Source organism: Brevundimonas sp. Marseille-Q4549, from assembly GCF_976940555.1.
The window spans coordinates 1,727,459-1,752,281 of sequence record NZ_CDRHXG010000001.1 but is presented as its reverse complement, the minus strand read 5'-3'; the positions used below and the strand labels follow the sequence as shown (position 1 = coordinate 1,752,281).

Genomic DNA, 24,823 nt, shown 5'->3' with positions numbered 1-24,823 from the left:
TCAGTCCGGACGGACCTCCAGGCTCTCCTCGTCCTCCTCGTCATAGCCGACCAGACGCAGCGCGCGCGCCTTCTGTCCGTTGATCTCGGCCCAACGCAGCAGGCCCTCCTCCCGGCCGTGGGTGATCCAGACCTCGTCGGGCTTCAGTTCCAGAAACGTCTCGGTCAGTTCCGTCCAGTCGGCATGATCCGAAACGACAAGCGGCAGTTCCACGCCCCGTTGGCGCGCGCGCGCGCGGACCCCCATCCAGCCCGAAGCGAAGGCCGTGACCGGATCGGCGAACCGTCTGGCCCAACGATCCTGTATGGCCGACGGCGGGGCGATGGCGACCTCCCCGCCCAACGCGCCCTTGGGCAGATCGCGCGTCGGAGAAAGCGGACCTAAAGGAACGCCCTCGCGTTCATAGAGGGCGTTCAGCCGCTCCAGCGCGCCGTGCACATGAATCGGGCGATCCCAGCCCGCCTCCCGCAACAGACGGATGATCCGCTGCGCCTTGCCCAGGGAATAGGCGCCGACCAGATGCGCGCGATGCGGAAACTGGCCCAGCGACCGCACCAGCCGATCGACCTCTTCCTCGGCCGGCGGATGGCGGAAGACCGGCAGGCCGAAGGTCGCCTCGGAGATGAAGACATGGCAGGGCACGGGTTCGAACGGCGTGCAGGTCGGGTCCCTGCGCCGCTTGTAGTCGCCCGAGACCACCATCGTCAGCCCCCTCCAACGGACCTCGACCTGGGCCGAACCCAGGACATGCCCGGCTGGAAACAGGCGCAGATCGACGCCGTTAAGCGACACAGCCTCGCCATATGCCGCCGCTTGCTGGCGACCGGCGAAATCCGCTCCGTATCGTTCCGCCATGATCGACAGAGTCTGAGGCGTCGCCAGGACCGCACCATGGCCGGCCCGCGCATGATCGGAATGGCCGTGGGTGATCACGGCGCGATCCACCGGCCGCACCGGATCGACATAGAAATCACCGGGCGGACAATAGAGGCCGGCGGGCGTCGGATGCAGCAGGTCTTCGGGTCGGATCATGAACCTTCTAACGCTCTCGACGACGACGGGCGCCGCCGCCATACAGGAATCGATCAAAATCGCCTGTGAAAGCCGCCCATGCACCACGATGAGTTCGCCTCCACCATATTGCCCCAACTGGCGGCCGGCGCGGCCCATACGGGTGCGTTGGGCTTTACGTTTGACGGCCTGCACGATGGCGAGCCGCGCATTCGCGTGCCCTGGCGTGAAGATCTGGTCGGCGATCCAGAGACAGGCGTGTTCGCCGGAGGCTTGGTGACGACGTTGCTGGATCATATCGGCGGTCTGGCCGTGTGGACGGTGATGGACAGCTTCCAACCGATCGCCACCCTGGATCTCCGGGTCGACTACATGCGCGCCGCCCGCCCCCGCCAAGACCTGTTCGCCCAGGCGAAATGCTATCGGATGACGCCCACCATCGCCTTCGTCCGCGCCTGGGCTTTCGAGGAAAGCGCCTCCGATCCCGTCGCCGCCGCCCAATCCGCCTATGTGGTGAACAGGCCGCGCGAACGCGGGTTTCAACCGGGGGCCGCAGCATGACCGACATCCTGGAGCACATGCCCTATGCGCGGTTTCTGAACCTCAGGGCCATGATCAGCGGCGACGAGGCGACGGTGATCATGCCCTTCGCCGAACGATTGATCGGCAATCCGATGTTGCCGGCGCTGCACGGCGGATCCACCGCCGCCCTTCTGGAAATGACGGCCATGACGCAGGTGGCGCTCAGCTTTCCAGGCCCGCGCCTGCCCCGACCGATCAACGTCACCGTGTCCTATCTTCGCACCGGACGGCCGATCGACGTTTTCGCCCGCGCCCGCATCAGCCGGGCGGGCCGCCGGATCGCGCACGTCCAGGCGGACGCCTGGCAGGAGGAACGCGGCGATCCCATCGCCTCACTGACGGCGCATTTCCTCCTGGACAACCCCTGATATTCTCGAAACGCCCGCCTCGGCTTTGATACGGCCGCGCCGCGCCCTCAGCGCCGCCCAAGCGACGGCAACCATGGATTGATCCTACGCTTAATAAACCGCTATCAAACACGGTTAAGACATGATAACCATTCAGGCGTTGTAAACCTTACTGAGGGGTTATTTATGGACCGGACTGAAGTCGTCGCTGGCGTTGCTGGCGATCTCCACGCGACCGAACACGCGATTGACGCCGCGATCACCCAGGCGACAACGCTGGTTCAATCCTTCATCGGCGCCCGCGCCGCCCTCTCCCTGTCGCCTGTCACGGCCACGGCTTCGCAGGCCAAGGCGATGGAGACCATCGCCGCCCTGGCCGCTGCGCGCGAAGCGATCGTGGCCTGCCACGCCGAACTCCAGAAGGATCACCGCCGCATGGGTTACGGAACCTATGCTGCGGGCCCGATCGGCAAGCCCGACGACTGGCTCGACCCCAAGGACGTCAAGGACATCAAAACTTCGGGCCATCTGCGGTCCGTTGCGTGAAATCGCAGTAAGGTTTGGCTGAGCTTATTCCAGCTTGGCCGAAATACGTTCATAGTCGCCCCCGGCACCGTAGCGCCGGGGGCGACTTCATATGGTGAATATGCTTTACGCCATCGTGGGCGCGGTGTTCATGCTGGTCATGGCCGTGTTCGCCTTTACGGTGGGCGGGAAAACCGAAAAGAACGGGGCGGGCGCCTATCTGTTCGCCTGGTTTGCGTCCTTGCTGATGCAGGAAAACGGCCCCTTGGTGGGCAATTCGCCCATCGGTGTTTTCGTCATCGATCTGATCATGTTAGGGGTTTTTGCGGGCTTAGCGTGGCGATCACGCCGTACCTGGCCCATCTGGGCTGCCGCGATTCAGTTGGTCACAGTCATGAGCCATATCCTGATCCTGACCGACACCCAGATGTCGCGAACTTCAATATATACCGTCATGAACCTCAACGGCTATCTGATCATCGCCTGCTTGATGGTCGGCACCTTCTGGGCCTGGCAAGACCGCAAGGCAGCCGGGACAGAATAGGTAGAAATTCCTATCCAGTGGGATAGATTCGTTCCGAATCGGATTTCGGACGTTTCATGACCCTGACACACGCCAGACTATGGGACGCAGTGGACGCCCTGGCCCGACGCGAAGGCCTGTCGCCTTCGGGACTGGCGCGCCGGGCCGGTCTGGACGCCACCAGTTTCAACCCCTCCAAACGCTTCGGCCCCGGCCAGCCGCCGCGTCCACGCTGGCCCTCGACCGAAAGCCTGATGCAGGTGCTGGCGACTGCGGACCTGTCCTTGGGGGCGTTCGCCGACCTGGCCGGCGACGCGTCCGACACGCCGGTGTCGATTCCCCTGCTGGGGCTGGCGCGGGCCGGACAGGACGGTTTCTTCGACGATGCGGGGCTGCCGACCGGCGACGGCTGGGATCAGACCGAACTGCCCCGTGCGAAAGACAGCCTGTTCAGTCTGCAGATCACGGGGGACTCCATGGCGCCCCTGTACCGAGAGGGGGATCGGGTGATCGTGGACCGGGACGTGGCTCAGGTGCGGCGCGGCGACCGTGTCGTCGCCCGACTGACATCGGGAGAAGTCGTGGCCAAGGAGGTCACGCGCCTGACCCCCCGCGCCGTCACCCTGTCGTCCATCAACCCTGACTATCCCCCGCGCATCGTCGTGCGTCGCGACATCGAATGGATGGCGCGAATCCTGTGGGTCAGCCAATAGAAAGCCCCGCCCGGCGAACCGGGCGGGGCCTTGACGGCTCTGACGGCGAAGCCGCAGGCCTTCGGCCGACTGTCAGGCGAGACAGGACGGGGCGATAAGACCCGCCCGATCAGTCGGCCGCCACCCTTGGTTCCTGATTGGAACCTTAGTTGGTCGTGACGTAGTGGGCGTTCACCCAACCGCCGCCGGCGATCTGGATCCATTCACCTTGCGACCCCACGGCCGTGAAGGGCTGGCCCGCCGACAGGGATCCTGCCGAGCGATAGTTGGTTCCGGGGCCCGAGCGGATGCGCAGATTGGACGTGGCCCGATACTGACCGCGCGAGGCGTTGGCGTTGGCCGCAGCACGCGTCCGCTGCTGGTTGCAGCCGATATACGAACCGGCCGCAGCGCCGGCGCCCGCGCCGATCACCGTGCCGGCCGTGCGTTCGTTACGGGCCACGTTGGAACCCACGACGCCGCCGATGACCGCGCCGATCAGGGCGCCGGCCGCCTGACGACCGCCAGGGGCGTCGCAGTTGGTGACGCCGTTGGCCTGAGCTTGAGCCGCCATGGGGGCGGCGGTGACGAGGGCGGCGAGGGCGGCGGCGGTGGCCAGACCCGTGGTCATGATCTTCTTCGACATGGCTGTTCTCCTGTCATCGCGTTGTCGATGGAGAGGACAATGCACAGCCGAAGCTGAAGGCTCCCGGAGCGTGGCCGTTATTTTCCGTTCATCTTCGTTTCAGCCGCCGCAGACCCTATTTCGCCAGTTCGCCGTTCGCGCCCTTTTGGATCAGCGCGATGGTCTGCGGCAGACCATAGATGGCGGCGAAGGAGCCGAAACGCGGCCCCTGGCTCGCGCCCAGCAGCACTTCATACAGGGCCGCGAACCAGGCCCGCAGCGGCTCGAATTCGTGCGCCTTGCCGACCGCATAGACTTCGTTCTGGATCGTCTCGCCGTCGGTCGTGCCCGCAGGCAGCGCCTTCAACCGCTCAGCCAGATCCAGCAGCGCCGCCTTCTCCTGCTCCGTGGGCAGGCGATACGACTTCGTCGGCTTCACGAAGTCCTCGTAATAGTTCAGCGCATGACCCATCAGTCGGTCGAGCGTCGGCTCGGTCTCGGGCGTGGCTTCGGGCAGATATTTGGCGAAGTAGGCCCACAGCTGTTCCTTCGAAGAGGCGTTGGCCACGCCGACGAGGTTCAGCAACAGGCTGAACGAGACCGGGCTGGCGACCTTCGGCGGATCGCCCGCATGGATCGACCAGACAGCGTTGTCGATCCGTTTGGCGGGCTCCTGGGTCTGGAACTGGTCGATGAAGGACAGATAGTCGTCGATCGCCCGCGGAATGACGTTGAAGTGCAGGCTTTTGGCCGACTTGGGCGACTGGAACATGTACCAGCTCAGGCTCTCGGGCGTGCCGTAGCGCAGCCACTCGTCCATCGTCAGGCCGTTGCCCTTGGACTTGGAGATCTTCTTGCCCTCGATGTCGAGGAAGAGCTCATAGTTGAAGCCTTCCGGCGGCGTGCCGCCCAGGGCGCGACAGACCTTTGAGCTTTCGCGCACGCTCTCGATCAGGTCCTTGCCCGACATCTCGTAGTCGACGTCCAGCGCGACCCAGCGCATGGCCCAGTCGGGCTTCCACTGCAGCTTCACATGGCCCCCGGTGACGGGAACCTCGGTGCGATTGCCCGGCTCGTCCGCCGGGTCCTCGAAGGTGATGGTCCCCTTTTCGACGTTGCGCGCCAGGGTCGGCACCTGCAGCACATGGCCGGTGATCGGGCTGATGGGCAGGAAGGGCGAATAGGTCGCGCGGCGCTCCTCGCCCAGGGTCGGCAGCATGATCGCCTGCACCGCGTCGAACCGCTCCAGCAGGGTCAGCAGCGTCGCGTCGAACCGCCCGGACCGGTAGGTCTCGGTCGAGGACATGAACTCATAGTCGAAGCCGAAGCTGTCGAGGAAGGCCCGAAGGCGGGCGTTGTTGTGCGCGCCGAAGCTGTCATGCGTGCCGAAGGGATCGCGCACCTGGGTCAGGGGCTTGTGCAGGTCCTCAGTCAGCATCTGAGGGTTCGGCACGCCCTCGGGCACCTTGCGCAGACCATCCATGTCGTCGCTGAAGGCGATCAGGCGTGTGGGCCAGCGGTCGCCGGTCAGGGCGCGGAAGGCGTTGCGCACCATGGTGGTGCGGGCCACCTCGCCGAAGGTGCCCATGTGCGGCAGGCCCGAGGGACCGTAGCCCGTCTCCAGGATCACCGGCCGTTGCAACGCCGGAAACGTGGCCAGCGCCTCTTCGGTCTTGCCCGCGTCGATCAGCAGTTTGGCCGCGTCGCGCTCGGCGTCGCTCAGGCGCTTCTTCAGAACGTGGTTCAGAAGGTTGCGGGCTTGCTCAAACGGCCAGGACTTGGCCTCGCGGGCGAGGGTTTCGAGGTTCTGCAGCATGGGCGGCGGTTTGCAGGCTGCATACCGCCCGGTCAACCGTGATCAGGCCCTGGCGGCGATTACGATGACCTCGACCTTGTAGTCGGGCGATGCGAGCCGGCTTTCACCCGTCGCACGGGCGGGCGGATTGGCGGTGTCGACCCAGGCGTCCCAGACGCTGTTCATCGCGTCGAAGTCAGCCATGTCGGCCAGCCAGATCTGGGCCATCAGGATCTTGGACTTGTCGCTGCCTGCTTCCGCCAACAGGGCCTCGACCTCGGCCAGGGCGGTCCGGGTCTGGGCGATGACGTCGTCGCCCGGCTCTCCGACCTGGCCCGCCAGATAGACGGTGTCGCCGTGGACGACGGCTTCGCTCATGCGGGCGCCGGGCTGGATGCGGGTGATCATGGCGAAGGTCCTTTGAAAACGGCCCTCACCTATCGCCGCCAGGGCATGGCTGTCGAGCGTTTAGCGCCGGTCGAAGCGAGCCACGATCGGCCTCCACCCAGGTTCAGCCGCGCGCCGCCAGGACGTTGCGGATCGCCAGGCTGGAGTGGATGCGCGACACGCCCGGCAGGCGCGACAGCACGTCCTTGTGGATCACCTCATAGGCGGCGATGTCGGGGGCCACGGCCCGCACGATATAGTCCGCCTCTCCCGCCATCAGATAGCAGTCACGGATTTCGGGGTGGTTCCTGACCGCCGCCTCGAACCGGCGCATGTGGTCGTCGGTCTGCTTCTCCAGCGTGATCTCGACATAGGCGACGACCCCGTCGTCGGCGTCGTTGGCCAGAATGGCGGCGTAACCCCGGATCACGCCCCGCTCCTCCAGGCGGCGGACGCGGCGCAGGCAGGCCGAGGGCGACAGGCCCACCGCAGAAGCCAGGTCTGCGTTGCTGATCCGCCCGTCGGCGCGCAGCCGTTGCAGAAGGCGGTGATCGATAGGGTCGAGCAGCATCGCAATTATCCGTCGTTTTATCGCATATTATTGCGTTTTCAGCCTATCAGTCGCCGTCCATTGCGCAAACAGGCAGGATCGTCGATGCAAAGCGCGTCTATCCTGACGTTTCAAACGGCGAATTGCAGGTCGATATGCGGGTTCTGGTTCTGGGTTCTGGCGTCATCGGCGTCACCACCGCCTGGTATCTGAGCCAGGCCGGCCATGAGGTCGTCGTGGTCGACCGCGAGGCGGGTCCGGCGCTGGAGACCAGCTTCGCCAACGCCGGCCAGGTGTCGCCCGGCTATTCCGCGCCCTGGGCCGCGCCCTCCATTCCGGTCAAGGCGATGAAGTGGCTCTTGATGCGCCACGCCCCCCTGATCATCCGGCCCCGGCTGGACATGGCGATGATCCGCTGGACCGTGGCGATGCTGAGGAACTGCACACACACGCGCTATGCGCTGAACAAGGGACGGATGGTGCGGCTGGCCGAATATAGCCGCGATCAGCTGGACCTGCTGCGCCGCGAGACGGGCATCGCCTACGACGGCCGCCAGCAGGGCACGCTTCAGTTGTTCCGCACCGAGAAACAGTTGGCCGACGTGCACAAGGACGTGGACGTGCTGAAGGCGCAGGGCGTGCCGTGCGAGGTGCTGGATCCTGCCGGCTGCATCGCGGCCGAACCGGGGCTGGCGGCGTCAGACGTCGGCTTCGTCGGGGGGCTGCGTCTGCCCAACGACGAGACGGGCGACTGTTTCCTGTTCACCAACGCCCTGGCCCGGATGGCGGCCGAGCGCGGCGTGGTCTTCCACCAGGGCGTGGACATCCAGGCGCTGGAGACCGCCGACGGCCGCGTCGTTGGCGCGCGGACCAGCCAGGGCGTCCTGACCGCCGACGCGGTGGTGGTGGCCCTGGGGTCCTATTCGCCGCGCATGGTGGCGCCGCTGGGCCTGAAACTGCCGGTCTATCCCGTGAAGGGCTATTCGATCACGGCCCGGATCACCGACGCCGACCGGGCGCCCGTCTCCACCGTCATGGACGAAAGCTACAAGGTGGCGATCACCCGCCTGGGCGACCGCATCCGCGTCGGCGGCATGGCCGAGTTGTCGGGCTACAACAATAGCCTGCCCCATCTGCGCCGCGAGACGCTGGAACAGTCGGTCGGCAGCCTGTTCCCCGGCGGCGGCGACCTGAAGGGCGCCAGCTACTGGTCCGGCCTGCGGCCGATGACGCCGGACGGCACGCCGGTGATCGGGGCGACCCAGGTTCCAGGCCTGTATCTGAACACCGGCCACGGCACCCTGGGCTGGACCATGGCCTGCGGCTCTGCCCGCGTCCTGGCCGACCTGATGGACGGCAAGACGCCCGAGATCGAGGCGCACGACCTGTCCCTGAACCGCTATGGCGCCTGGGCCGGGGCGTTCGCGCCGGGTTACGACTGACATCTGGACTCCGGAAAACGGAGTCCGGACAGTCCGATTGGTCCGGACAGTCCGAAATTGGGACTTTGGAAAAACAGAGTCCGAACAGTCCGATCAGTCCGAAATCACGCTGTCAAAGACCGTGCGTCAGCTTACCACGGCGATGGGGCGTGATCGGAAAACGGCGGGCTGAGTGGAAAATCCGCAGAGAAAACAAGGTGCGAGGCGTCGGCGACAGGCGCGCAGACCGCCGCGACGTGGCGCGCGCCGCCGGACATCCCTATAGAGCGCGCGATGAAGACCACCGATTTCGATTTCGACCTGCCTGAGGACCGCATCGCCCTGCGGCCCGCCGATCCGCGCGATTCCGCCCGGCTGCTGGTGGTCAGCGGCGACGCACTGGAAGACCGGATCGTGCGCGATCTGCCGGACTTTCTGCGGCCCGGCGACGCCCTGGTGTTCAACGACACGCGGGTTATCCCGGCGCGGCTGTCGGGCGTGCGCCAGCGTGTCGGGCCGGAAGGCGAAACCCTGACGGTCGAGGTCGAGGCCACCCTGCACCACCGCGACGCGCCCGACGTCTGGTCCGCCTTCATGAAGCCGGGCAAACGGATCAAGCCGGGCGACCGGATAAGGTTCGGCGCCCATGGCGACGCCGCCTGCGACCTGGGCCGTCTGGACGCCACCGTCACGGCCAAGGGCGACGACGGCCTGATCACCCTGAGGTTCGACCTGTCCGGCCCGGCGCTGGACGACGCCATCCGCGATGTCGGGGTCATGCCCCTGCCGCCCTATATCGCCGCCAAACGGCCCGAGGACGACCGCGACCGCAGCGATTATCAGACCGTCTTCGCCGAACACGACGGATCGGTCGCCGCGCCCACGGCGGGCCTGCATTTCACCCCCGCCCTGCTGGACGCCATCCGCGCGCGCGGCGTCTCGACCCACGCCGTGACCCTGCATGTGGGGGCCGGCACCTTCCTGCCGGTCAAGGTCGATGATCTGGCCGACCACACGATGCATAGCGAATGGGGCGAGGTTTCACCGGAGACCGCCGCCGCCCTGAATGCGGTTCATGCAAAGGGGGGCCGCATCGTCTGCGTCGGCACCACCTCCCTGCGTCTGCTGGAAAGCGCGACGCGCGAGGACGGCGAGATCCGACCCTTCCATGGAGACACGGCCATCTTCATCACACCCGGCTATCGGTTCCGGGCGGTCGATGTGCTGATGACCAACTTCCACCTGCCCAGATCGACGCTATTCATGCTGGTCAGCGCCTTCGCCGGTCAGGCGACGATGAAGGCGGCCTATGCTCATGCGGTGGCCGAGCAGTATCGGTTCTATTCCTACGGCGACGGATCGCTGCTGTTTCGGGCGTAAGACACAGGTGGGCCTCCCACTTCCGTCATTCCGGGGCTGAGCGCAGAGAAGAACCCGGAACCCAGGGCCCCAGGCGCGCTGCTGGAACCATTCAAGGCCGAATGCGAGCCTCCTGGGTTCCGGGTTCGTCCTTCGGACGTCCCGGGATGACGGCCGCAACCGGACGGTCGATTGGCCGTAGTCACGGCCAGAGGCGTTCGCGGGTCCAGGCGTCGCCGTCGCGAGTGAAGCGCAGCCGGTCGTGCAGGCGGAAGGGCCGGTCACGCCAGAACTCCACCGTCGTCGGCGTGACGCGCCAGCCGCTCCAGCGTTCGGGGCGGGGCACGTCCTGGCCTTCGAACCGGGCGGTCTCGCGCGCCACGGCGGTTTCCAGCGCCTGGCGCGAGGCCAGCGGCCGCGACTGATCCGAGGCCCAGGCGCCGATGCGGCTTTCGCGCGCGCGGCTGGCGAAATAGGCGTCCGCCTCCTGGGCCGTGACGGGCTGGACCGTTCCGCGCACGCGGACCTGGCGTCGCAGGGTCTTCCAGTGAAAGGTCAGGGCCGCGACGGGATGGGCGGCCAGTTCCTGCCCCTTGGCGCTTTCGCGGTTGGAATAGAAGGTGAAGCCGCGCGCATCCACGTCCTTCAGCAGCACGATGCGCGCATCGGGCAGGCCCTCGGCGTCCAGGGTGGACAGGGTCATGGCGTTGGGATCGTTGATCTCATGCGCCGCGGCCTCGGCCAGCCACTGGGTGAACAGACCGATGGGTTCGGGCCTGTCGAAGAGGGTCTCGTCGCCATTGGCGGCCAGGGCGGCGGCGTAGTCGCGGGCGTACTCCTCACGCGACGGGCTGGGCGGGATCACGGGTGCGGTCATGAGACGGGTCTAGCGGCTCCGACGCGCGCTGAAAATGATCCGTATCAAACGGGGCGACGCCCAGGGGCTGAAGCCGCGCCGCGCGCGACAGGCCAAACAGGGACACGGTTAACCGTGCGTTGACCCTGATCGGACGAAGGTCGGGGGGATGAACGCTCGTCCCACTTCCACCGACGTCTCCGGAGTTCGCGACGCCCTGGCCGTGCTGGGTCTGAGCGAGGGGGCGGACGCGGCTGCGCTGAAGGCCGCCTTCCGCACGGCGGTCAAGGCGGCGCGGCCCGACCAGATACACGGCGACGCCGGACGGTTCCGACAGGTGATCGCCGCCTATCGCCTGATCCAGGCGCATCAGCCGGCGCGTCCGGCCCTGGCGGCGCCCCCGGTTCCGCCCCCGCCGTCGCCGGTGCTGGCCATCAGCCCGATGCGGGCGGTGATGGGCGCGCGGATCCAGCTGCGACTGGGCGGGAGGACGGTGCGGGTCGCGGTCCCGCCGGGCCTGAGAACCGGGGATCATCTGCGGCTGAAAGGCGGGGCCGCTGACGGGGGCGACCTGTATCTGCCCGTGCTGATCCGGCCCGAGGACGGGCTGTCGGTGATGGGCGACGACCTGTTCATGACCTGGCCTGTCGAGCGGCGGACGATGGCCGACGGGGGGCGGGTCGAGATCGAAACCCACGCCGGGCCGCGATCGGCCTGGATCGTCCCCGACATGACCGCGCCGGTGCGGGTGCGGCTGAAGGGGCTGGGCCTGCCCGCGCGCGGGTCGCGGGGAGCGGGGCATCTGTTCGTCAGCCTGATCCCCACCCACGACACGCCGTCGTCGGCAGAAGACCTGCTGCTGCGCTTCACCCGCGTCTGGACGCCCGAGCGGCTGGCGGCCTGACGCGCACGTTTCTTGCCCCCGCAGACGGCGAACAGCGGTTCCGTCCGAAACGATCATGCTCTAAGCCGACCCCATGTCGCACAACACCTTCGGCCATCTGTTTCGCGTGACCACCTGGGGCGAGAGCCACGGCCCAGCGATCGGCTGCGTCGTCGACGGCTGCCCGCCGCGTATTCCGCTGACCGAAGCCGACCTGCAGCCGTGGCTGGACCAGAGGAAGCCGGGCGGCAGCCGCTTCGTCACCCAGCGCCAGGAAAGCGACACCGCACGCATCCTTTCGGGCGTGTTCGACGACGGCGACGGGCCGGTGACGACGGGGACGCCGATCTCCATCCTGATCCAGAACGAGGACCAGCGGTCCAAGGACTATGGCGAAATCGCCCGCGCCTATCGGCCTGGCCACGCCGACTTCGCCTATCAGACCAAATACGGGGTGCGCGACCACCGGGGCGGCGGCCGTTCCTCGGCGCGCGAGACGGCCTGCCGCGTCGCCGCCGGGGCCGTGGCGCGCAAGGTGCTGGGCGACGGGGTGAAGATCAGGGCCGGCGTGGTCCAGATCGGGCCGCACCGGATCGCGCCCGAGGCCGTGGACTTCGACGCCGTTCACGACAATCCGCTGTTCGCCGCCTCGGCCGCCGTGGTTCCGGACTGGGAAGCCTATCTGGACGGCGTGAGGAAGGCCGGCTCCTCCATCGGGGCGGTGGTGGCGCTGGAGGTGACGGGGGTTCCCGCCGGCTGGGGCGCGCCGCTGTACGGCAAGCTGGATTCCGAACTGGCGGCGGCCTTGATGTCGATCAACGCGGCCAAGGGGGTGGAGATCGGCGCGGGCTTCGCCGCCGCAGAACTGACCGGCGAGGAGAACGCCGACCAGATGCGGCTGGACCTGAACAAGCAGCCGGTCTTTCTGTCGAACCAGGCGGGCGGGGTCCTGGGCGGGATTTCGACGGGCCAGCCGGTGACGGCGCGGGTGGCGTTCAAGCCGACGTCCTCGATCCTGACCCTGCGCCAGACGATCACCCGCGACGGCGAGGAGACGGACCTGCGCACCAAGGGGCGGCACGACCCGTGCGTCGCCCTGCGCGCCGTGCCGGTGGTGGAGGCCATGGCGGCCTGCGCCCTGGCCGACGCCTTTCTGAGGCACCGCGCCCAGGTCGGCTGATCAGTTCGGACGGGGGCGGGCGGGTCGAAGGCCCACGACCGGGATGCGCGTGTTCGGCCGGACGCGGGACTTGGCGTCCTGCTTCATCAGGGCCATCAGGCCCGAAAGCCCCGTCGTCATCACGATCATCGTCGCCCCCATGCGATTGCGAACCGTTTGCAGGTTTGCGCAGGATTCTGACTTGTGCAAGGGGTCGCAGCGGTGGCGTTTCGATCCGGGAGATCAACCGTGCGTGAAGACGGAAAGCTGGACTATCTCGAACTGCCCGCGACAGCGCTGCCGCAGACCAAGGCCTTCTACAGCCAGGCCTTCGGCTGGACCTTCGTCGACTACGGCCCGACCTACGCCGCCTTCGATCAGGGGCTGGACGGCGGGTTCGACGCCGATCCGGCCGACCGGACGCGGACGCCCCTGCCCATCCTCTACGCCCACGACCTGGAGGCCATGCAGGCGAAGGTCGAGGCGGCGGGCGGGCGGATCGTGAAGCCGATCTACGCCTTCCCCGGCGGGCGGCGGTTCCATTTCACCGATCCGGCCGGGACCGAATTGGCCGTCTGGTCCGAGGGCTGACGGCGCCCTAGCGGACGTCGACCGACTGGCCGATGCGTTCGGCCAGATCGCGGTCGGCGCCGCCGGGACTGGCGACCCAGACGTGGATTTCGGTCGGGGCTGTGGCGCGCTGGAACAGATGCTCCATCGCCAGGCGTCGGCCGCCCTCGGTCACGACGACGGACGAGCGGCCGCCCGCGCGAACCATCTGGCCGTCGAAGATCGGAAACTGCGAGGCCGGGCCGGCGTAGATCATCAGCAGGACCCGGTCGCCGCGCCGCACCGAATAGACATTAGCGTCGGATCCGGCCCGCGAGGCCGTGATAACCGCATCGGCCGGCATCTCCAGCCGGAACGGCAAGGCGGCGACTGCGGCCGGCGTCAGGGCGGCCGGGGGCGCGGCAGGCGGCTCGCTGGTCGCCGCCGGGGTCTGGGCCTGGGGTTGAGGCTGGGCGGAGGCGGCCGGCGCCTGCGGACGCGACGCCGGGGCCGTAGCCGTTGCGCCGGGCGCGTTCTGGGCCGAGGGGCGGGGCGAGGTCGCGGCGGGCGGCTGGCTTGCGGGCGGCTGTCGCGCGGGGGTCTGCGTCGCGGGGGTCTGTGTTCTTGGAACTGGCGCGGCCGTCGTGCGGGCGGCTTGCGGCGTCGGCGGCGTCGAAGCCTGCGCGGCGGGCGGCGGCGTCTGGGTCGGCGCAGGGCGCTGCGGCTGGACGGCCGACGGCGGCGCGCTGTTGAGGTCGCGGGTGAGGTCCGAACCGGACCGGGGCGCGGGCGCCGTGGTCTGACCCGACAGAAGGACGGCGGCGGCGAGAACGAGGATCGACATCCCCCGACCTTGGCCCCGCATGGGCCGATCGGCAAGAGCGTCCCGACGCCGTCAGCGGCTCAGGCCGTTGGAATCAGAATCCAGAAGGTGGCGCCTTCCCCCGGCGTCGAGGTCACGCCGATGGAGCCGCCCTGCAATTCGATCAGCCGTTTGGCCAAGGCCAGGCCGACGCCGTGGCCTTCGATGGTCGAGCGCTCCAGCCCCAGGCGGTTGAAGGGTTCGAACAACTGTCCCTGCTTCTGGACCGACAGGCCCGGACCGAAGTCGATCACCTCGACCTTGACGTTGTCGTCCGCACGCGACGCCCGCAGGATCACCCGTCCCCCCGCAGCGCCGTATTTGACCGCGTTGGAGGTCAGATTGTTCAGCACCTGGGCCAGGCGTTGCGAATCCGCCAGGGCGATCAGGCCGTCGCTCTCGCACACGATGTCCATCTGCACCGCCGTCGGACCCGCGCGGAGCAGGCACGCCCGCCGCACGTCCTCCAGAAGGCCCGGCACATCGGTCGGACGCAGCACCACCTTCACGCTGCCGGCCTCGGCGCGCGCGACGTCCAGCAGGTCGTGCGAGAGGGCCTCGACCTGACGGGCCGTCTTGACCAGCATCTCGGCCATCTCGACCTGCTGGGGCGTGGTGGGCCCGAGCCCCCCGCTGGACCAGAGTTCGCCGATGCCGATGATGCCGGCGACCGGGCTCTTGATCTCGTGGGCGACGTTGGCCAGCAGCCGCGACTTGGCCGCAGACGCCTTTTCCGCCCGTTCGCGCCCCAGCCGGGCGCGATCCGCCAGCCGGTCGCGCTCTTCCAGCAACGACGCCATCAGAAGGGTGGGCATATAGCCGACAAGCACCAGCAGCTGAGCCATCAGCACCTGTTCGCTGAGGGTCAGGCCCCGGACATAGGGTCCCTGGCCGGCTATGGCGCTGCCGACCGTCATGATGGTGATGACCAGAAGCGCCACGCCAGTCGCAGCGACGCCCAGCCTGACGGCGACCGTCAGCAGCAAGGGCAGAAGGACGAAACCCATCTTGGTCTGGCCGGAGAAGCCGACGTAGAAGAAGCCGACGATGGCCGTCAGCAGGATCGCGGACTCGATCAGTTTTTGCGGGGTGCACAGGCGCGCCACGGTCGACGGCGTCAACGACAGGCCCAGGGTTCCGATCACGGCGATGCCCAGAGCGTGGCCGAACCACCAGGTCTGGAACCCCTCCACCACATTGTGCGAGCCCATCTGGCTCAGGGCCAGCGCACTGATCAGGGCGGCCGGGATAGGCGCGACCAGGGCGGCGCTGATCAGGAACCGAACGGCGCCGCTGAGGGTGGAGATATTCATCGTCGGCGCGAAACGCCGCGTCAGGGCGACCGCAGTGACGATCTCCAGCATGTTCACCGCCGTGAACATCAGCGAGAGCACGGGCTTGTTGCCGACGACCAACTCGGCGATCAATATGCTGATGCTCAGGACAAGCGCGTACATCGCGTCCTGGCGACGGCCCCGGCTGGTTCGCAGCCACACCGCGACCGCCAGGCCGCTGGCGCCCCACAGGCCCGCAACCGTGCCGGAACTCCGCGTATGCAGCACCGCCACGGCGACCAGAATCGCGACGGCGATCCCCATCAGAACGGGGATCACAGGATGTGCGCCCCCGCCGGGTGCGACCTCGCCGGCGGCGCTCGGCACGAACGGCTGCGCCCGGTTCGTCTGCCTTTCGGCGTCAATGTGAAGCGCGCGGCTCACGATCATGAAGAGTCTCGGACTGATACTGTCCGGCGATCAGAGCACAGGGGTTCCTAATATCCCCTGAAGTCAGAAATTCAACTTTCGATTGAACGCCCTGACCGCCGCGGCGGGACCGTCGGCATGGCGCCAGACCCCGGCGCTGACCGCCACGAAATCCGCCCCCGCGCGCGCCAGTTCGGCGCAGTTGTCGACGGTGATCCCGCCGATGGCGACGCAGGGGACCTCGACCGTCTCCTGCCAGACGGTCAGCAGCTCGGGCGACGGGCGATGAACGGTTTCCTTGGTGTCGGTCGGATAGAAGGCGCCGAAGGCGACATAGTCGGCCCCGCCCTCGGCCGCATCCCAGGCCAGGTCGCGGTCGGCGTGACAGGTGACGCCGATCATGGCGTCCGGCCCCACGACACGCCGCGCCTCGGCCAGGGAGCCGTCCTCCTGGCCGATATGCACGCCGTCGCAACCCGTCGCGCGGGCCAGGTCCGGCCGGTCGTTCAGGATGACCGCGACCTCGTGACGTCGAGCGACCGGCGCCAGCACGGCGACCGCGTGGCGGATCGTCGCCTCGTCCGCCGGCTTCAGCCGAATCTGCAGGGCGGCCACGTCGCCGGCGGCCAGGGCCTGATCGAGCACGGCGGCGAAGGCGTCCAGGTCCGGGATGATCGGCGGCGTGATCAGATACAGCCGGCAGGGCGGGCGGTCGGGGACGGTCGGGGTTCGGGGCGAAGCTTTGGCCATGCGGTTCAGTGCCCTCGCCTGCGGCGATCCGTCAACGGGCGGCGACGGGCGCAATGCCTGAGAACGACTTGCAATCGCCTTAAGACCTGCTATAGCGAACCAGTCGCAATCAGTGAGCGCCTGTCCTCCCGTGTATGTCTGCAACTGCAACGGTCTTCGCCAGCGTGACGTCGCCCAGGCCATCGAGGCCGGGGCCTGTCGTCCTCGCGACATCTTCGCCAGCCATCAATGCCAGGCCCAGTGCGCCAAGTGCGTCTGCGAGATGCGTCAGATGATCCAGGACAGCCGCGAAGCGTTCGCACTCGCAGCGGAATAGTCCGCCGGCTCACGCGGGCGAAAATCACTCGCACCATCAATGTATTGATAAAAACTCGCAAATAAACAACGCGAGTTTTACTGTGGTATGGCCTCCGCGAAGAACGGCGAACACGCCGTGGCGAGAGCAAGGACCATGGCCATGAAGGGCGACCCCGCAATCCTCCGCACGCTGAACGCGGTGCTGACCAACGAACTGACGGCGGTAAACCAGTATTTCCTGCATGCGCGCATGTTCGAAAGCTGGGGCCTGGCCCACCTGGGCAACGTGATCTACGAAGAATCGATCGGCGAGATGAAGCACGCCGACATGCTGATCAAACGCATCCTGTTCCTGGACGGCCTGCCCAATCTGCAGGATCTGCACAAGCTGAAGGTGGGCGAGGAGCCGATCGAATGCCTGGGCGCCGACCTTCAGCTGGAGATCGACAGCCGCGCCACGACCGCCGCCGCCGTGACCCAGTGCGAGGAAGCCCGCGACTATGTCAGCCGCGACCTGCTGATGAAGATTCTGGCCGATACGGAAGAGCACATCGACTTCCTGGAGAACCAGCACAAGCTGATCGAACTGATGGGCGCGCAGAACTATCTGCAGTCGGCTATGAAGGAGATCGTCACCGACGGGGCCGCCACCGGCGGCTGAGGCGGAACCCAGGGTCCGTTCCGGTCATTTGCAGTCCACGGACAAGCGGGAGCGGACCATGACCGACATCGACGACGCCATAGACGACGTGCGCGACGCCGCGACCGACCTGTTGAACAGCGAGGGGCGCAGCGCGGTTCACGTCGTGACCGGCATCGCCCTGACGGTCGGCTTCGCCCTTCTGGCGCACGGCATCGCCTCGGGCGCGCTGAGACCGCGCCGCAGCCTGAAGCAGGTGCGCGACCGCGACCTGCCGATCACCGAAAAGCCCAAGGGCGCCTTCAGCCTGATTCTACCGGCGGTGTTTTCGGCCACCACCCTGTCGGCGGTGCGGGTGTGGAACGCCCCGCCCCAGCCTGAGCGGACCCGCGCCATGGGCCTGTGGCTGGCGGCGCAGACGGTGAACGCCGTGTGGCTGGGCCTGCGCCCGTCCTCGATGGCGCGTCAGGTCTTGGCCGCCATGTCTTCCGCCGGCCTGGCCGCCGCCTTCGCCCACGAGGCGCGCAAACTGGACGAAGGGGCCGGCAAGATGGCCGCCCCGACCGGATCGGGCGTTCGTCTGGGCAACTTCCTGCATCGCAAGGCCGACCAGGCGACGCGCGGGCGCACGCTGCACTAGGCTCCGCCTTGCCCTTTGGCGGGGCTTCCTCTAGGGATCGCGCCCTTCGCCACGCTCCGGACAGGTCGCGCGGGCGCAACCCCAATTCCGATGTGACCCCATGAAGATCAACGGCAACACCATCAAGCCCGGCATGGTCCTGCAACACAACGGCGGCCTGTGGGTCGTCACCAAGGCCAGCCACGTCAAGCCCGGCAAGGGCGGCGCCTTCGCCAACGTCGAGGCCAAGAACCTGGAAACCGGCAACAAGCTGAACGAACGCTTCCGCTCGGAAGACAAGGTCGAGCGCGTCACGCTGGAACAGCGCGACTATTCCTATCTGTTCGACAACGGCGACAGCCTGGTCTTCATGGACGACGAGTCCTACGAACAGATCGAACTGCAGAAGGACTGGGTCGGCGAAGACCGCATCCCCTATCTGCAGGAAGGCATGAAGGTCGTCATCGAGTCGCACGAAGGTCGCCCGATCGGCCTGGAACTGCCCGATCAGGTGGTTCTGGAAGTCGCCGAGACCGAACCGACCGTGAAGGGCCAGACGGCGTCGTCGTCCTACAAGCCCGCCACCGCCTCGAACGGCGTGCGCATCATGATCCCGCCCTATATGTCGGCGGGCGAGAAGATCGTGGTCGACACGGCCACAGGCGAATACGTCCGCCGCGCGGACTGATCGTCGCCTCCCCTCTTGCGGCCCCGTTCGGGGCCGTTTCTTTCTGAACTTCTCCGTCTGTCCGGGCTGCGGCCTTGAAGGGCAGACGGACCAGGAGATTCCCGATGGCCCTCGCTTCCGCCCTGCTTCAGGTCATGATCGACGCGGTTCGCAAGACCGCCCGCCCGATGATGCGCGACTTCGGCGAGGTTTCGCAGCTTCAGGTCTCGCGCAAAGGGCCGGGCGACTTCGTCACCGCCGCCGACCTGAAGGCCGAAGAGACCCTGTTCGAGCTGCTGACCAAGGCGCGGCCGGGCTACGGCTTCCTGGGCGAGGAGCGCGGGCTGGTCGAGGGGACGGACAAGTCCCACACCTGGATCGTCGATCCGATCGACGGCACCACCAACTTCATGCACGCCATGCCCCATTTCGCCATCACGGTGGGGCTGGAGCGCCGCGCGCCGGACGGCTCGTCCGAGATCGTGGCGGGCGTGACCTACAACCCCGTCATGAACGAGCTGTTCTGGGCCGAAAAGGGCAAGGGCTGCTATCTGAACGACCAGCGCATCCGCGTCGCCGGTCGTCGGGACCTGTCCGAAAGCCTGATCGCCACCGGCCTGCCCTTCATCGGCAAGTCGGGCCACGCCCAGGCCATCAAGGACATCCACGCCGTGGGCCAGCGCGTCGCGGGCATCCGCCGCCTGGGTTCGGCCGCCCTGGACTTCGCCTGGGTCGCGGCGGGCCGCTATGACGCCTATTATGAACGCAACCTGAAGCCCTGGGACGTGGCGGCGGGCATCCTGTTCGTCACCGAGGCCGGCGGCCGGGTCACGACCATCGACGAGGACGGCGATCCCAAGACGGGCGTGTCGATCCTGGCGTCCAACACCGAACTGCATCCGCACCTGCGGAAGGTGCTGCAGGGGGCGTAGGCGTCACGGAGCTGTCGCCGGCCTGCCCTATCCAGGCGCGATGATCCGCTGCATTCTGATCGCCATCGTCCTCTTGATGGGAACGCCCGCCTTGGCCCAGCCCCTGATCATCGCGCACCGCGGGGCCTCGGGCGAGCGGCCCGAGCATACGCGCGCGGCCTATGACCTGGCCATCGAACAGGGCGCGGACGTGATCGAGCCGGATCTGGTGCTGAGCCGGGACGGCGTCTTCGTGGATCGGCACGAGAACGAGATCGGCGGCACGACCGATGTGGAACGCCGCACCGAGTTCGCCGCGCGCAAGACCACCAAGGTCATCGACGGCGTCCAGACGACCGGCTGGTTCACCGAGGACTTCACCTTAGCCGAGTTGAAGACGCTGAGGGCCAGAGAGAGGCTGCCCGCCTTTCGCCCGTCCAGCGCGGCCTTCGACGGGCAAGAGCCGATCCTGACCTTCGACGAGGTGGTCGCCATCGCGCGGGAGGCCTCGGCCCGGACGGGGCGCGCCATCGCCGTGGCGCCGGAGCTGAAACACCCGACCTATTTCGCCGGCGTGGGCCTGCCGATGGAGGACGCCTTCGTGGCGGAGTTGGCGCGGCTGGACCTGACCGAAGCCGACGCCCCGATCATCGTCCAGTGTTTCGAGGTCGGCCCGCTGGAGCGGCTGTCGAAACGGGTGGCGACGCCCCTGGCCCAGTTGATCGCAGCGACAGGCGGGCCGGCGGACCGGCCCGGCCTGACCTATGCCGAAATGATCACGCCCGAGGGGTTGAAGGCCATGGCCGCCTACGCCGCCTGGGTCGCACCTGAGGCGACCCTGGTGCTGCCGCGCGACGCCGAGGGCCGCACCACCGCGCCCAGCGCCCTGGTCACAGACGCCCATGCGGCGGGCCTGAAAGTCGTGGTGTGGACTCTGCGGGCGGAAAACGCCTTCCTGCCGGTCGAGCGGCGACGCGGCGAAGGATTCGCGGACCACGGCGACATGGCGGGCTACGCCGCCGCCTTCGGCCAGGCGGGGGTCGATGCGATCTTCAGCGATTTTCCGGCCCTGGCGCGAGCAGGTCTGCACTAACGCGCCCGACAAGCGCGCCGTTCAAGTGCCCCGGAACTGGAGCTCGGCCAGGCGCGCATAGAGGCCGCCCCTGGCGACCAGTTGATCGTGCGTCCCCTCCTCCACCACGCGGCCGTCGTCCATGACGACGATCCTGTCGGCGCGCAGCACGGTGGCCAGACGGTGAGCGATGACCAGGGTGGTGCGCTCCTCCATCGCCTGATCCAGGGCGGCCTGGACCAGGCGTTCGCTTTCGGCGTCGAGCGCGCTGGTGGCCTCGTCCAGCAGCAGGATGGGAGCGTCGCGGACCAGGGCGCGGGCGATGGCCAGACGCTGGCGCTGCCCGCCTGACAGGCTCTTGCCGCGTTCGCCCAAGGGGGTGTCGAAACCTTCCGGCAGGGCGTCGATGAAGCCGAGCGCCTGAGCCTTTTCGGCGACGGCGCGCGCCTCCTCCAGGGTGGCGTCCTCACGGCCGAAACGGATGTTTTCCAGCGCCGAGCCCGAGAACAGCGGCGTCTCCTGCGAAACCCAGGCGAAGCGGTCGCGCACGGCGACGGGATCGGCCTGGCGCACGTCGACGCCGTCCACCGACACCAGGCCCGTCTGGGGATCGTAGAAGCGCAGCAGCAGGCGGAAGACCGTGGACTTGCCCGCGCCGGACGGACCGACCAGGGCGACGGTCTCGCCCGGCCGCACGGTCAGGCTGAAACCCTTCAGCGCGGGCAGGTCGGGGCGGCCCGGATAGGCGAAGCCGACCGCCGACATCGACACCTCGCCGCGCGGCGGCTGCGGCAGGGCGACGGGATGGGCGGGCGGCGCGATGCCGGGAACCGCGCGCATCAGCTCCTCGATCCGCTCCATGGCGCCGGCGGCCTTTTGCACGTCGCCCCAGCTTTCGCCCAGGGCGCCCACGGCCCCGGCGGCGAAGACCGACAGGAGAACGAATTGCAGCAGGGCGCCGGGCGTCATGGCGCCCGCCACCACGTCCTGGGCGCCCAGCCACAGCACCAGGGTCACGCCGCCGAACATGACGACGATGATCAGGGCCGTCATCCAGGCGCGGGCGCGCATCCGGGTCAGGGAGGCGGAGAAGGCGTCCTCCACCGCCGCGCCGAAGCGGGCGATGGTGCTGCCCTCGCGGCCGAAGGCCTGAACCGTCTCGATGGCGTCCACGCTTTCGCCGGCGAAGCCCACGGCGTTGGCGAAGCGATCCTGGGAGGCGACCGTGAGCTTTCGCACCGTGCGGCCGAAGATGAAGATGGGCCCCAGGAGGAAGGGCACGATCAGCAGGACGAAACCCGTCAGCTTGGGACTGACGAAGAACAGCAGGATCACCCCCCCGATCAGGGTCAGGAAGTTGCGCAGCGCATAGGAGACCGAGGTGGTCATCAGCGTTTCGACCAGGGCGATGTCGGTCGTCAGGCGCGACAGAACCTCGCCCGTCCGCATATGGGCGTAGAAGACCGGGTCCAGGGTCAGGATGCGGTCGAACAATCCCTTGCGCAGGTCGGCGATCACGCGCTCGCCCGTGCGGGTGACGTAGAAATAGCGGAACGCCGTCGCCAGGCCCAGGAACAGGGCGTTGGCGCCCAGCAGGATGAACCATAGATTCAGGTGCGCGCCGCCGCCCTCGAACCCGTGGTCGATGGCGCCGCGCGCCAGGGCCGTCAGCCCCAGGGAGGCGGCGGTGGACAGCAGCAGCCAGAACACCGCCATCAGGGCATGGCCCTTGTGACGCAGGGCATAGGGGATCAGGCGGGCCAGGGGGCGGATGTCGCGGCGCTTGGCGCGCTTTTCACCCGCTTCCGACATCTGTTCGGCCAGAAGGGCGCCGGCGCTGGGTCGGCCTCGAGCCTCCACGCGGGTCGGGGCGGTCGCGGCGGCGGGAGGAAGATCGGTCATGGCGCCCGCCTCTTGCCCCGGAACGCCCCCCGGTGTAAACGCCGCGCTCTTTTCCGCTGGACCTTTCAGCGGAATTCTCAATTTCACGCGCACCGACGGTCGGCATCGTCATCGCGCCAGAGACCGGACGACGACCAATGAAGCCCGATACCCACCCCGACTATCACTTCATCACCGTGGTGATGACCGACGGCAGCACCTATCAGACCCGCTCGACCTACGGGAAGGAAGGCGACAAGCTGGCGCTGGACATCGACCCGACGACGCACCCCGCCTGGACCGGCGGCAATGCGCAGCTGATGGACCGTGGCGGCCGCGTCTCGCGCTTCAACAACAAGTTCGCCGGCTTCATCAAGAAGTGAGGCCACGGCTGCGGCAAACTGCAGCATTCCGATCACGAAGAGCGTCGGTCGAAGGACCGGCGCTTTTTGTTTGACTGGAACGTCGGTAACATCGGCGACGTTCGGGGTATGGCTAAGCAAGGCGTCGATCCAGGTCGGATCGAGTCGATCGAGAAGCGGACGAGTTATGAATAGACGGGAATTGGGTCTGGGCGTCGCCACGGCGACCATGGCCCTGGGCTCCACGGCGCGCGCGCAACAGGTCTTTGTGCAGCGCGGCCCCGAGGCGACCGCCTTCTACAACAGCTTCAACGATCAGATTTCGCGCCTGCCCGCGACCCAGCAGGCCGACGTCCGCGCCTTCTACGAGATGAACGGCTGGCGGCCGGTGTGGAACGCCGACCGCATTCGGGCGCTGAACGCCGTCTCGGCGCGGGCGGACCGCCACGGCCTGTCGGGCGCCGACTATTTCGACTTCGTCGGCCTGGCCGCCGATCCGGCCAGCTCGGACCTGCGCACGACGGCGGCGGCGATCGCCTACGCCCGCGTCCTGGCCGAAGGCAAGGTTCGGCCCGAGACGGTCGAGGATCTGTGGGAGATGCAGAAGAACCGCGTGGACCTGCCGCGCGGCCTGACCGACGCCCTGACGCGCAACACTCTTCTGGACTGGTTCGAGGGGCTGGCGCCCACCGACATCGGCTATCAGAACCTGTCGGCCGGCTACATCCGCTATCGCCGGCTGGCGGCGAACGGCGGCTGGCCCCGTTTCGTCCCCGGCGCGACCATCGAACCGAACATGAGCGACCGGCGCATCCCGATCATCATCGACCGGCTGGTGGCGGAAGGCGACCTGAGCGCCGCCGACGGCGCGCGGTTGAAGGCGCAGGGACTGACCTACGGCGCCGAACTGCAACGGGCGGTCCAGGGCTTCCAGGCGCGCCACGGGCTGGGCGCGGACGGACGGATCGGCACGGGAACGCAGCGGTCGCTGTCGGCCTCGGCCGAGGATCGGGCGCGCCAGATCGCCCTGAATCTGGAGCGCCGCCGCTGGCTGAAGCGCGACGTGGCGCCGGAACGGATCGAGGTGAACACCGCCGCCGCCATCATGGTCTATTGGAAGGACGGCAAGCCGGTCCACTCCAACCGCGTCGTGGTCGGCGCGCCCGACAACCAGACGCCCAGCCTGGAGAAACCCTTCGCCTCGGTCGTGGCCAATCCGCCCTGGTATGTGCCGGCGGGCATCGCGCGGCGCGAGATCCTGCCCAAGGGGCCGGGCTATCTGGCCGCCAACGACATGTATGTGAAGGACGGCCAGGTGATCCAGCGGGCCGGCCCGCGCTCGGCCCTGGGCTATGTGAAGTTCGAACTGCGCGACAGCTACGCCATCTTCCTGCACGACACCCCGTCCAAGGCGGCCTTCAACCTGTCCATGCGCCAGCGCAGCCACGGCTGCGTGCGGGTGCAGAACGCGGTGGACTTCGCCCGGCTGCTGCTGTCGCCAGACCCGGCCAAGCTGGCCCAGTTCGACACGGCTCAAGACACGCGCGAGACGACCCGCGTGACCACCGGACGCGAGATCAACGTGCGGCTGCTGTATTGGACGACCTTCGTGGACGGTCAGGGCCGGGTGGCGTTCCGAGAGGACGTCTATGGCCGCGACGACAAGCTGGCCCAGGCGCTGGGCATCGGCGTCAACCTGCCCAAGCCCGTGGACGACGGCCGCCGCGACGCCAACGACGTCGGGCCCTAAGGATCGGTTCGCCTTCCCCTTTTGGCGTCCATCCGGGGAAAGACG

General features: G+C 67.8%; 29 protein-coding genes. 18 read left to right on the top strand and 11 right to left on the bottom strand.

Features of this window, described 5'->3' with window-relative positions; all coding sequences use genetic code 11:
- Complete coding sequence (locus ACWPV3_RS08575; protein ID WP_453977594.1) at positions 1 to 1,032, bottom strand: ligase-associated DNA damage response exonuclease; 1,032 nt, start codon at positions 1,030 to 1,032, stop codon at positions 1 to 3.
- A gap of 78 nt (positions 1,033 to 1,110) precedes the next feature.
- On the opposite strand from ACWPV3_RS08575, the gene ACWPV3_RS08570 reads away from it, so the two are divergent.
- From ACWPV3_RS08570 to ACWPV3_RS08550, 5 genes are all read left to right on the top strand, one after another.
- Positions 1,111 to 1,572, top strand: a complete 462-nt coding sequence (locus ACWPV3_RS08570) for a PaaI family thioesterase (RefSeq protein WP_312735193.1) — start codon at positions 1,111 to 1,113, stop codon at positions 1,570 to 1,572.
- Positions 1,569 to 1,961 (top strand): PaaI family thioesterase, encoded by a 393-nt coding sequence (locus ACWPV3_RS08565; RefSeq protein ID WP_453977593.1) that lies wholly within the window; start codon positions 1,569 to 1,571, stop codon positions 1,959 to 1,961. Before ACWPV3_RS08570 ends, ACWPV3_RS08565 begins: the two co-directional genes overlap by 4 nt.
- Positions 1,962 to 2,126: 165 nt before the next feature.
- Complete coding sequence (locus ACWPV3_RS08560) at positions 2,127 to 2,486, top strand: hypothetical protein (protein WP_453977592.1); 360 nt, start codon at positions 2,127 to 2,129, stop codon at positions 2,484 to 2,486.
- A gap of 100 nt (positions 2,487 to 2,586) precedes the next feature.
- Positions 2,587 to 3,009: a hypothetical protein gene (locus ACWPV3_RS08555; RefSeq protein WP_312735187.1), complete on the top strand. Its 423-nt coding sequence runs from the start codon at positions 2,587 to 2,589 to the stop codon at positions 3,007 to 3,009.
- A gap of 56 nt (positions 3,010 to 3,065) precedes the next feature.
- Positions 3,066 to 3,701, top strand: coding sequence for a S24 family peptidase (locus ACWPV3_RS08550; RefSeq protein ID WP_292178183.1), 636 nt, complete (start codon positions 3,066 to 3,068; stop codon positions 3,699 to 3,701).
- A gap of 145 nt (positions 3,702 to 3,846) precedes the next feature.
- Here ACWPV3_RS08550 and ACWPV3_RS08545 read toward each other — a convergent pair whose 3' ends face one another.
- The 4 genes from ACWPV3_RS08545 to ACWPV3_RS08530 all read right to left on the bottom strand — a co-directional run bounded on the left by ACWPV3_RS08545 (position 3,847) and on the right by ACWPV3_RS08530 (position 7,058).
- Entirely contained in the window at positions 3,847 to 4,326 is a 480-nt protein-coding gene (locus ACWPV3_RS08545; protein ID WP_313454355.1) for an SH3 domain-containing protein, read from the bottom strand.
- Between the two features lie 115 nt (positions 4,327 to 4,441).
- Positions 4,442 to 6,121, bottom strand: coding sequence for a lysine--tRNA ligase (locus ACWPV3_RS08540; RefSeq protein ID WP_453977591.1), 1,680 nt, complete (start codon positions 6,119 to 6,121; stop codon positions 4,442 to 4,444).
- A 42-nt stretch (positions 6,122 to 6,163) separates the two neighbouring features.
- The gene (locus ACWPV3_RS08535; protein ID WP_292087181.1) at positions 6,164 to 6,508 is read right to left on the bottom strand and encodes a RidA family protein; all 345 of its coding nucleotides are present in this window, start codon (positions 6,506 to 6,508) and stop codon (positions 6,164 to 6,166) included.
- Positions 6,509 to 6,611: 103 nt separating this feature from the next.
- Positions 6,612 to 7,058, bottom strand: coding sequence for an Lrp/AsnC family transcriptional regulator (locus ACWPV3_RS08530; protein WP_292087182.1), 447 nt, complete (start codon positions 7,056 to 7,058; stop codon positions 6,612 to 6,614).
- 122 nt (positions 7,059 to 7,180) lie between these two features.
- Here ACWPV3_RS08530 and ACWPV3_RS08525 point away from each other — a divergent pair, with 122 nt between their 5' ends.
- Positions 7,181 to 8,479 (top strand): D-amino acid dehydrogenase, encoded by a 1,299-nt coding sequence (locus ACWPV3_RS08525; protein WP_453977590.1) that lies wholly within the window; start codon positions 7,181 to 7,183, stop codon positions 8,477 to 8,479.
- Between the two features lie 273 nt (positions 8,480 to 8,752).
- Positions 8,753 to 9,838, top strand: a complete 1,086-nt coding sequence (gene queA / locus ACWPV3_RS08520) for a tRNA preQ1(34) S-adenosylmethionine ribosyltransferase-isomerase QueA (RefSeq protein ID WP_292087183.1) — start codon at positions 8,753 to 8,755, stop codon at positions 9,836 to 9,838.
- A 181-nt stretch (positions 9,839 to 10,019) separates the two neighbouring features.
- Here queA and pdxH read toward each other — a convergent pair whose 3' ends face one another.
- Complete coding sequence (gene pdxH / locus ACWPV3_RS08515) at positions 10,020 to 10,694, bottom strand: pyridoxamine 5'-phosphate oxidase (RefSeq protein ID WP_292087184.1); 675 nt, start codon at positions 10,692 to 10,694, stop codon at positions 10,020 to 10,022.
- Between the two features lie 148 nt (positions 10,695 to 10,842).
- On the opposite strand from pdxH, the gene ACWPV3_RS08510 reads away from it, so the two are divergent.
- Together ACWPV3_RS08510 and aroC are read left to right on the top strand one after the other, a co-directional pair.
- The gene (locus tag ACWPV3_RS08510) at positions 10,843 to 11,577 is read left to right on the top strand and encodes a DnaJ C-terminal domain-containing protein (RefSeq protein WP_453977589.1); all 735 of its coding nucleotides are present in this window, start codon (positions 10,843 to 10,845) and stop codon (positions 11,575 to 11,577) included.
- Positions 11,578 to 11,650: 73 nt separating this feature from the next.
- Positions 11,651 to 12,736: a chorismate synthase gene (aroC, locus tag ACWPV3_RS08505; protein WP_453977588.1), complete on the top strand. Its 1,086-nt coding sequence runs from the start codon at positions 11,651 to 11,653 to the stop codon at positions 12,734 to 12,736.
- Here aroC and ACWPV3_RS08500 read toward each other — a convergent pair whose 3' ends face one another.
- The gene (locus tag ACWPV3_RS08500; RefSeq protein WP_453977587.1) at positions 12,737 to 12,865 is read right to left on the bottom strand and encodes a hypothetical protein; all 129 of its coding nucleotides are present in this window, start codon (positions 12,863 to 12,865) and stop codon (positions 12,737 to 12,739) included.
- A gap of 99 nt (positions 12,866 to 12,964) precedes the next feature.
- On the opposite strand from ACWPV3_RS08500, the gene ACWPV3_RS08495 reads away from it, so the two are divergent.
- Positions 12,965 to 13,306 (top strand): VOC family protein, encoded by a 342-nt coding sequence (locus tag ACWPV3_RS08495; RefSeq protein ID WP_453977586.1) that lies wholly within the window; start codon positions 12,965 to 12,967, stop codon positions 13,304 to 13,306.
- 7 nt (positions 13,307 to 13,313) lie between these two features.
- Here ACWPV3_RS08495 and ACWPV3_RS08490 read toward each other — a convergent pair whose 3' ends face one another.
- The 3 genes from ACWPV3_RS08490 to thiE form a co-directional block, all read right to left on the bottom strand.
- Positions 13,314 to 14,108: a hypothetical protein gene (locus ACWPV3_RS08490; RefSeq protein ID WP_453977585.1), complete on the bottom strand. Its 795-nt coding sequence runs from the start codon at positions 14,106 to 14,108 to the stop codon at positions 13,314 to 13,316.
- Positions 14,109 to 14,167: 59 nt separating this feature from the next.
- Positions 14,168 to 15,850, bottom strand: coding sequence for an ATP-binding protein (locus ACWPV3_RS08485; protein ID WP_453977584.1), 1,683 nt, complete (start codon positions 15,848 to 15,850; stop codon positions 14,168 to 14,170).
- A 63-nt stretch (positions 15,851 to 15,913) separates the two neighbouring features.
- On the bottom strand, positions 15,914 to 16,579 hold the full coding sequence (gene thiE, locus ACWPV3_RS08480) for a thiamine phosphate synthase (RefSeq protein WP_453977583.1): 666 nt from the start codon (positions 16,577 to 16,579) through the stop codon (positions 15,914 to 15,916).
- 130 nt (positions 16,580 to 16,709) lie between these two features.
- Here thiE and ACWPV3_RS08475 point away from each other — a divergent pair, with 130 nt between their 5' ends.
- From ACWPV3_RS08475 to ACWPV3_RS08450, 6 genes are all read left to right on the top strand, one after another.
- On the top strand, positions 16,710 to 16,895 hold the full coding sequence (locus ACWPV3_RS08475) for a (2Fe-2S)-binding protein (protein WP_292087385.1): 186 nt from the start codon (positions 16,710 to 16,712) through the stop codon (positions 16,893 to 16,895).
- A gap of 141 nt (positions 16,896 to 17,036) precedes the next feature.
- Positions 17,037 to 17,537 carry a bacterioferritin gene (gene bfr, locus ACWPV3_RS08470; RefSeq protein ID WP_292087387.1) on the top strand — a complete coding sequence of 167 codons (501 nt, stop codon included), beginning with the start codon at positions 17,037 to 17,039 and terminating at the stop codon, positions 17,535 to 17,537.
- 58 nt (positions 17,538 to 17,595) lie between these two features.
- The gene (locus ACWPV3_RS08465) at positions 17,596 to 18,156 is read left to right on the top strand and encodes a tryptophan-rich sensory protein (RefSeq protein WP_312735162.1); all 561 of its coding nucleotides are present in this window, start codon (positions 17,596 to 17,598) and stop codon (positions 18,154 to 18,156) included.
- A gap of 100 nt (positions 18,157 to 18,256) precedes the next feature.
- Entirely contained in the window at positions 18,257 to 18,823 is a 567-nt protein-coding gene (efp, locus tag ACWPV3_RS08460) for an elongation factor P (protein ID WP_292087193.1), read from the top strand.
- 104 nt (positions 18,824 to 18,927) lie between these two features.
- Positions 18,928 to 19,734 carry an inositol monophosphatase family protein gene (locus ACWPV3_RS08455; RefSeq protein ID WP_453977582.1) on the top strand — a complete coding sequence of 269 codons (807 nt, stop codon included), beginning with the start codon at positions 18,928 to 18,930 and terminating at the stop codon, positions 19,732 to 19,734.
- Between the two features lie 40 nt (positions 19,735 to 19,774).
- Positions 19,775 to 20,806, top strand: coding sequence for a glycerophosphodiester phosphodiesterase family protein (locus ACWPV3_RS08450; protein WP_453977581.1), 1,032 nt, complete (start codon positions 19,775 to 19,777; stop codon positions 20,804 to 20,806).
- A 21-nt stretch (positions 20,807 to 20,827) separates the two neighbouring features.
- Here ACWPV3_RS08450 and ACWPV3_RS08445 read toward each other — a convergent pair whose 3' ends face one another.
- A complete protein-coding gene (locus tag ACWPV3_RS08445) occupies positions 20,828 to 22,687 on the bottom strand; it encodes an ABC transporter transmembrane domain-containing protein (RefSeq protein WP_313452726.1) in 1,860 nt (619 codons plus the stop codon).
- A 137-nt stretch (positions 22,688 to 22,824) separates the two neighbouring features.
- On the opposite strand from ACWPV3_RS08445, the gene rpmE reads away from it, so the two are divergent.
- Positions 22,825 to 23,049 carry a 50S ribosomal protein L31 gene (rpmE, locus tag ACWPV3_RS08440; protein WP_292178249.1) on the top strand — a complete coding sequence of 75 codons (225 nt, stop codon included), beginning with the start codon at positions 22,825 to 22,827 and terminating at the stop codon, positions 23,047 to 23,049.
- 166 nt (positions 23,050 to 23,215) lie between these two features.
- Entirely contained in the window at positions 23,216 to 24,778 is a 1,563-nt protein-coding gene (locus tag ACWPV3_RS08435) for a L,D-transpeptidase family protein (RefSeq protein WP_313452725.1), read from the top strand.
- Positions 24,779 to 24,823 lie beyond the last annotated feature (45 nt).

What these genes read in the sequence shown, in the direction of transcription:
- ACWPV3_RS08565 (WP_453977593.1), top strand. Translation starts at nt 1,569, where the DNA reads ATGACCGACATCCTGGAGCACATGCCCTATGCGCGGTTTCTGAACCTC.
- ACWPV3_RS08545 (WP_313454355.1), bottom strand. Translation starts at nt 4,326, where the DNA reads ATGTCGAAGAAGATCATGACCACGGGTCTGGCCACCGCCGCCGCCCTC.
- thiE (WP_453977583.1), bottom strand. Translation starts at nt 16,579, where the DNA reads ATGGCCAAAGCTTCGCCCCGAACCCCGACCGTCCCCGACCGCCCGCCC.
- ACWPV3_RS08540 (WP_453977591.1), bottom strand. Translation starts at nt 6,121, where the DNA reads ATGCTGCAGAACCTCGAAACCCTCGCCCGCGAGGCCAAGTCCTGGCCG.
- ACWPV3_RS08455 (WP_453977582.1), top strand. Translation starts at nt 18,928, where the DNA reads ATGGCCCTCGCTTCCGCCCTGCTTCAGGTCATGATCGACGCGGTTCGC.
- ACWPV3_RS08550 (WP_292178183.1), top strand. Translation starts at nt 3,066, where the DNA reads ATGACCCTGACACACGCCAGACTATGGGACGCAGTGGACGCCCTGGCC.
- aroC (WP_453977588.1), top strand. Translation starts at nt 11,651, where the DNA reads ATGTCGCACAACACCTTCGGCCATCTGTTTCGCGTGACCACCTGGGGC.
- ACWPV3_RS08465 (WP_312735162.1), top strand. Translation starts at nt 17,596, where the DNA reads ATGACCGACATCGACGACGCCATAGACGACGTGCGCGACGCCGCGACC.
- bfr (WP_292087387.1), top strand. Translation starts at nt 17,037, where the DNA reads ATGAAGGGCGACCCCGCAATCCTCCGCACGCTGAACGCGGTGCTGACC.
- ACWPV3_RS08560 (WP_453977592.1), top strand. Translation starts at nt 2,127, where the DNA reads ATGGACCGGACTGAAGTCGTCGCTGGCGTTGCTGGCGATCTCCACGCG.
- efp (WP_292087193.1), top strand. Translation starts at nt 18,257, where the DNA reads ATGAAGATCAACGGCAACACCATCAAGCCCGGCATGGTCCTGCAACAC.
- ACWPV3_RS08535 (WP_292087181.1), bottom strand. Translation starts at nt 6,508, where the DNA reads ATGATCACCCGCATCCAGCCCGGCGCCCGCATGAGCGAAGCCGTCGTC.
- queA (WP_292087183.1), top strand. Translation starts at nt 8,753, where the DNA reads ATGAAGACCACCGATTTCGATTTCGACCTGCCTGAGGACCGCATCGCC.
- ACWPV3_RS08510 (WP_453977589.1), top strand. Translation starts at nt 10,843, where the DNA reads ATGAACGCTCGTCCCACTTCCACCGACGTCTCCGGAGTTCGCGACGCC.
- ACWPV3_RS08575 (WP_453977594.1), bottom strand. Translation starts at nt 1,032, where the DNA reads ATGATCCGACCCGAAGACCTGCTGCATCCGACGCCCGCCGGCCTCTAT.
- ACWPV3_RS08445 (WP_313452726.1), bottom strand. Translation starts at nt 22,687, where the DNA reads ATGACCGATCTTCCTCCCGCCGCCGCGACCGCCCCGACCCGCGTGGAG.
- ACWPV3_RS08500 (WP_453977587.1), bottom strand. Translation starts at nt 12,865, where the DNA reads ATGATCGTGATGACGACGGGGCTTTCGGGCCTGATGGCCCTGATGAAG.
- ACWPV3_RS08435 (WP_313452725.1), top strand. Translation starts at nt 23,216, where the DNA reads ATGAATAGACGGGAATTGGGTCTGGGCGTCGCCACGGCGACCATGGCC.
- rpmE (WP_292178249.1), top strand. Translation starts at nt 22,825, where the DNA reads ATGAAGCCCGATACCCACCCCGACTATCACTTCATCACCGTGGTGATG.
- ACWPV3_RS08570 (WP_312735193.1), top strand. Translation starts at nt 1,111, where the DNA reads ATGCACCACGATGAGTTCGCCTCCACCATATTGCCCCAACTGGCGGCC.
- ACWPV3_RS08450 (WP_453977581.1), top strand. Translation starts at nt 19,775, where the DNA reads ATGATCCGCTGCATTCTGATCGCCATCGTCCTCTTGATGGGAACGCCC.
- pdxH (WP_292087184.1), bottom strand. Translation starts at nt 10,694, where the DNA reads ATGACCGCACCCGTGATCCCGCCCAGCCCGTCGCGTGAGGAGTACGCC.
- ACWPV3_RS08490 (WP_453977585.1), bottom strand. Translation starts at nt 14,108, where the DNA reads ATGTCGATCCTCGTTCTCGCCGCCGCCGTCCTTCTGTCGGGTCAGACC.
- ACWPV3_RS08530 (WP_292087182.1), bottom strand. Translation starts at nt 7,058, where the DNA reads ATGCTGCTCGACCCTATCGATCACCGCCTTCTGCAACGGCTGCGCGCC.
- ACWPV3_RS08555 (WP_312735187.1), top strand. Translation starts at nt 2,587, where the DNA reads ATGCTTTACGCCATCGTGGGCGCGGTGTTCATGCTGGTCATGGCCGTG.
- ACWPV3_RS08485 (WP_453977584.1), bottom strand. Translation starts at nt 15,850, where the DNA reads ATGATCGTGAGCCGCGCGCTTCACATTGACGCCGAAAGGCAGACGAAC.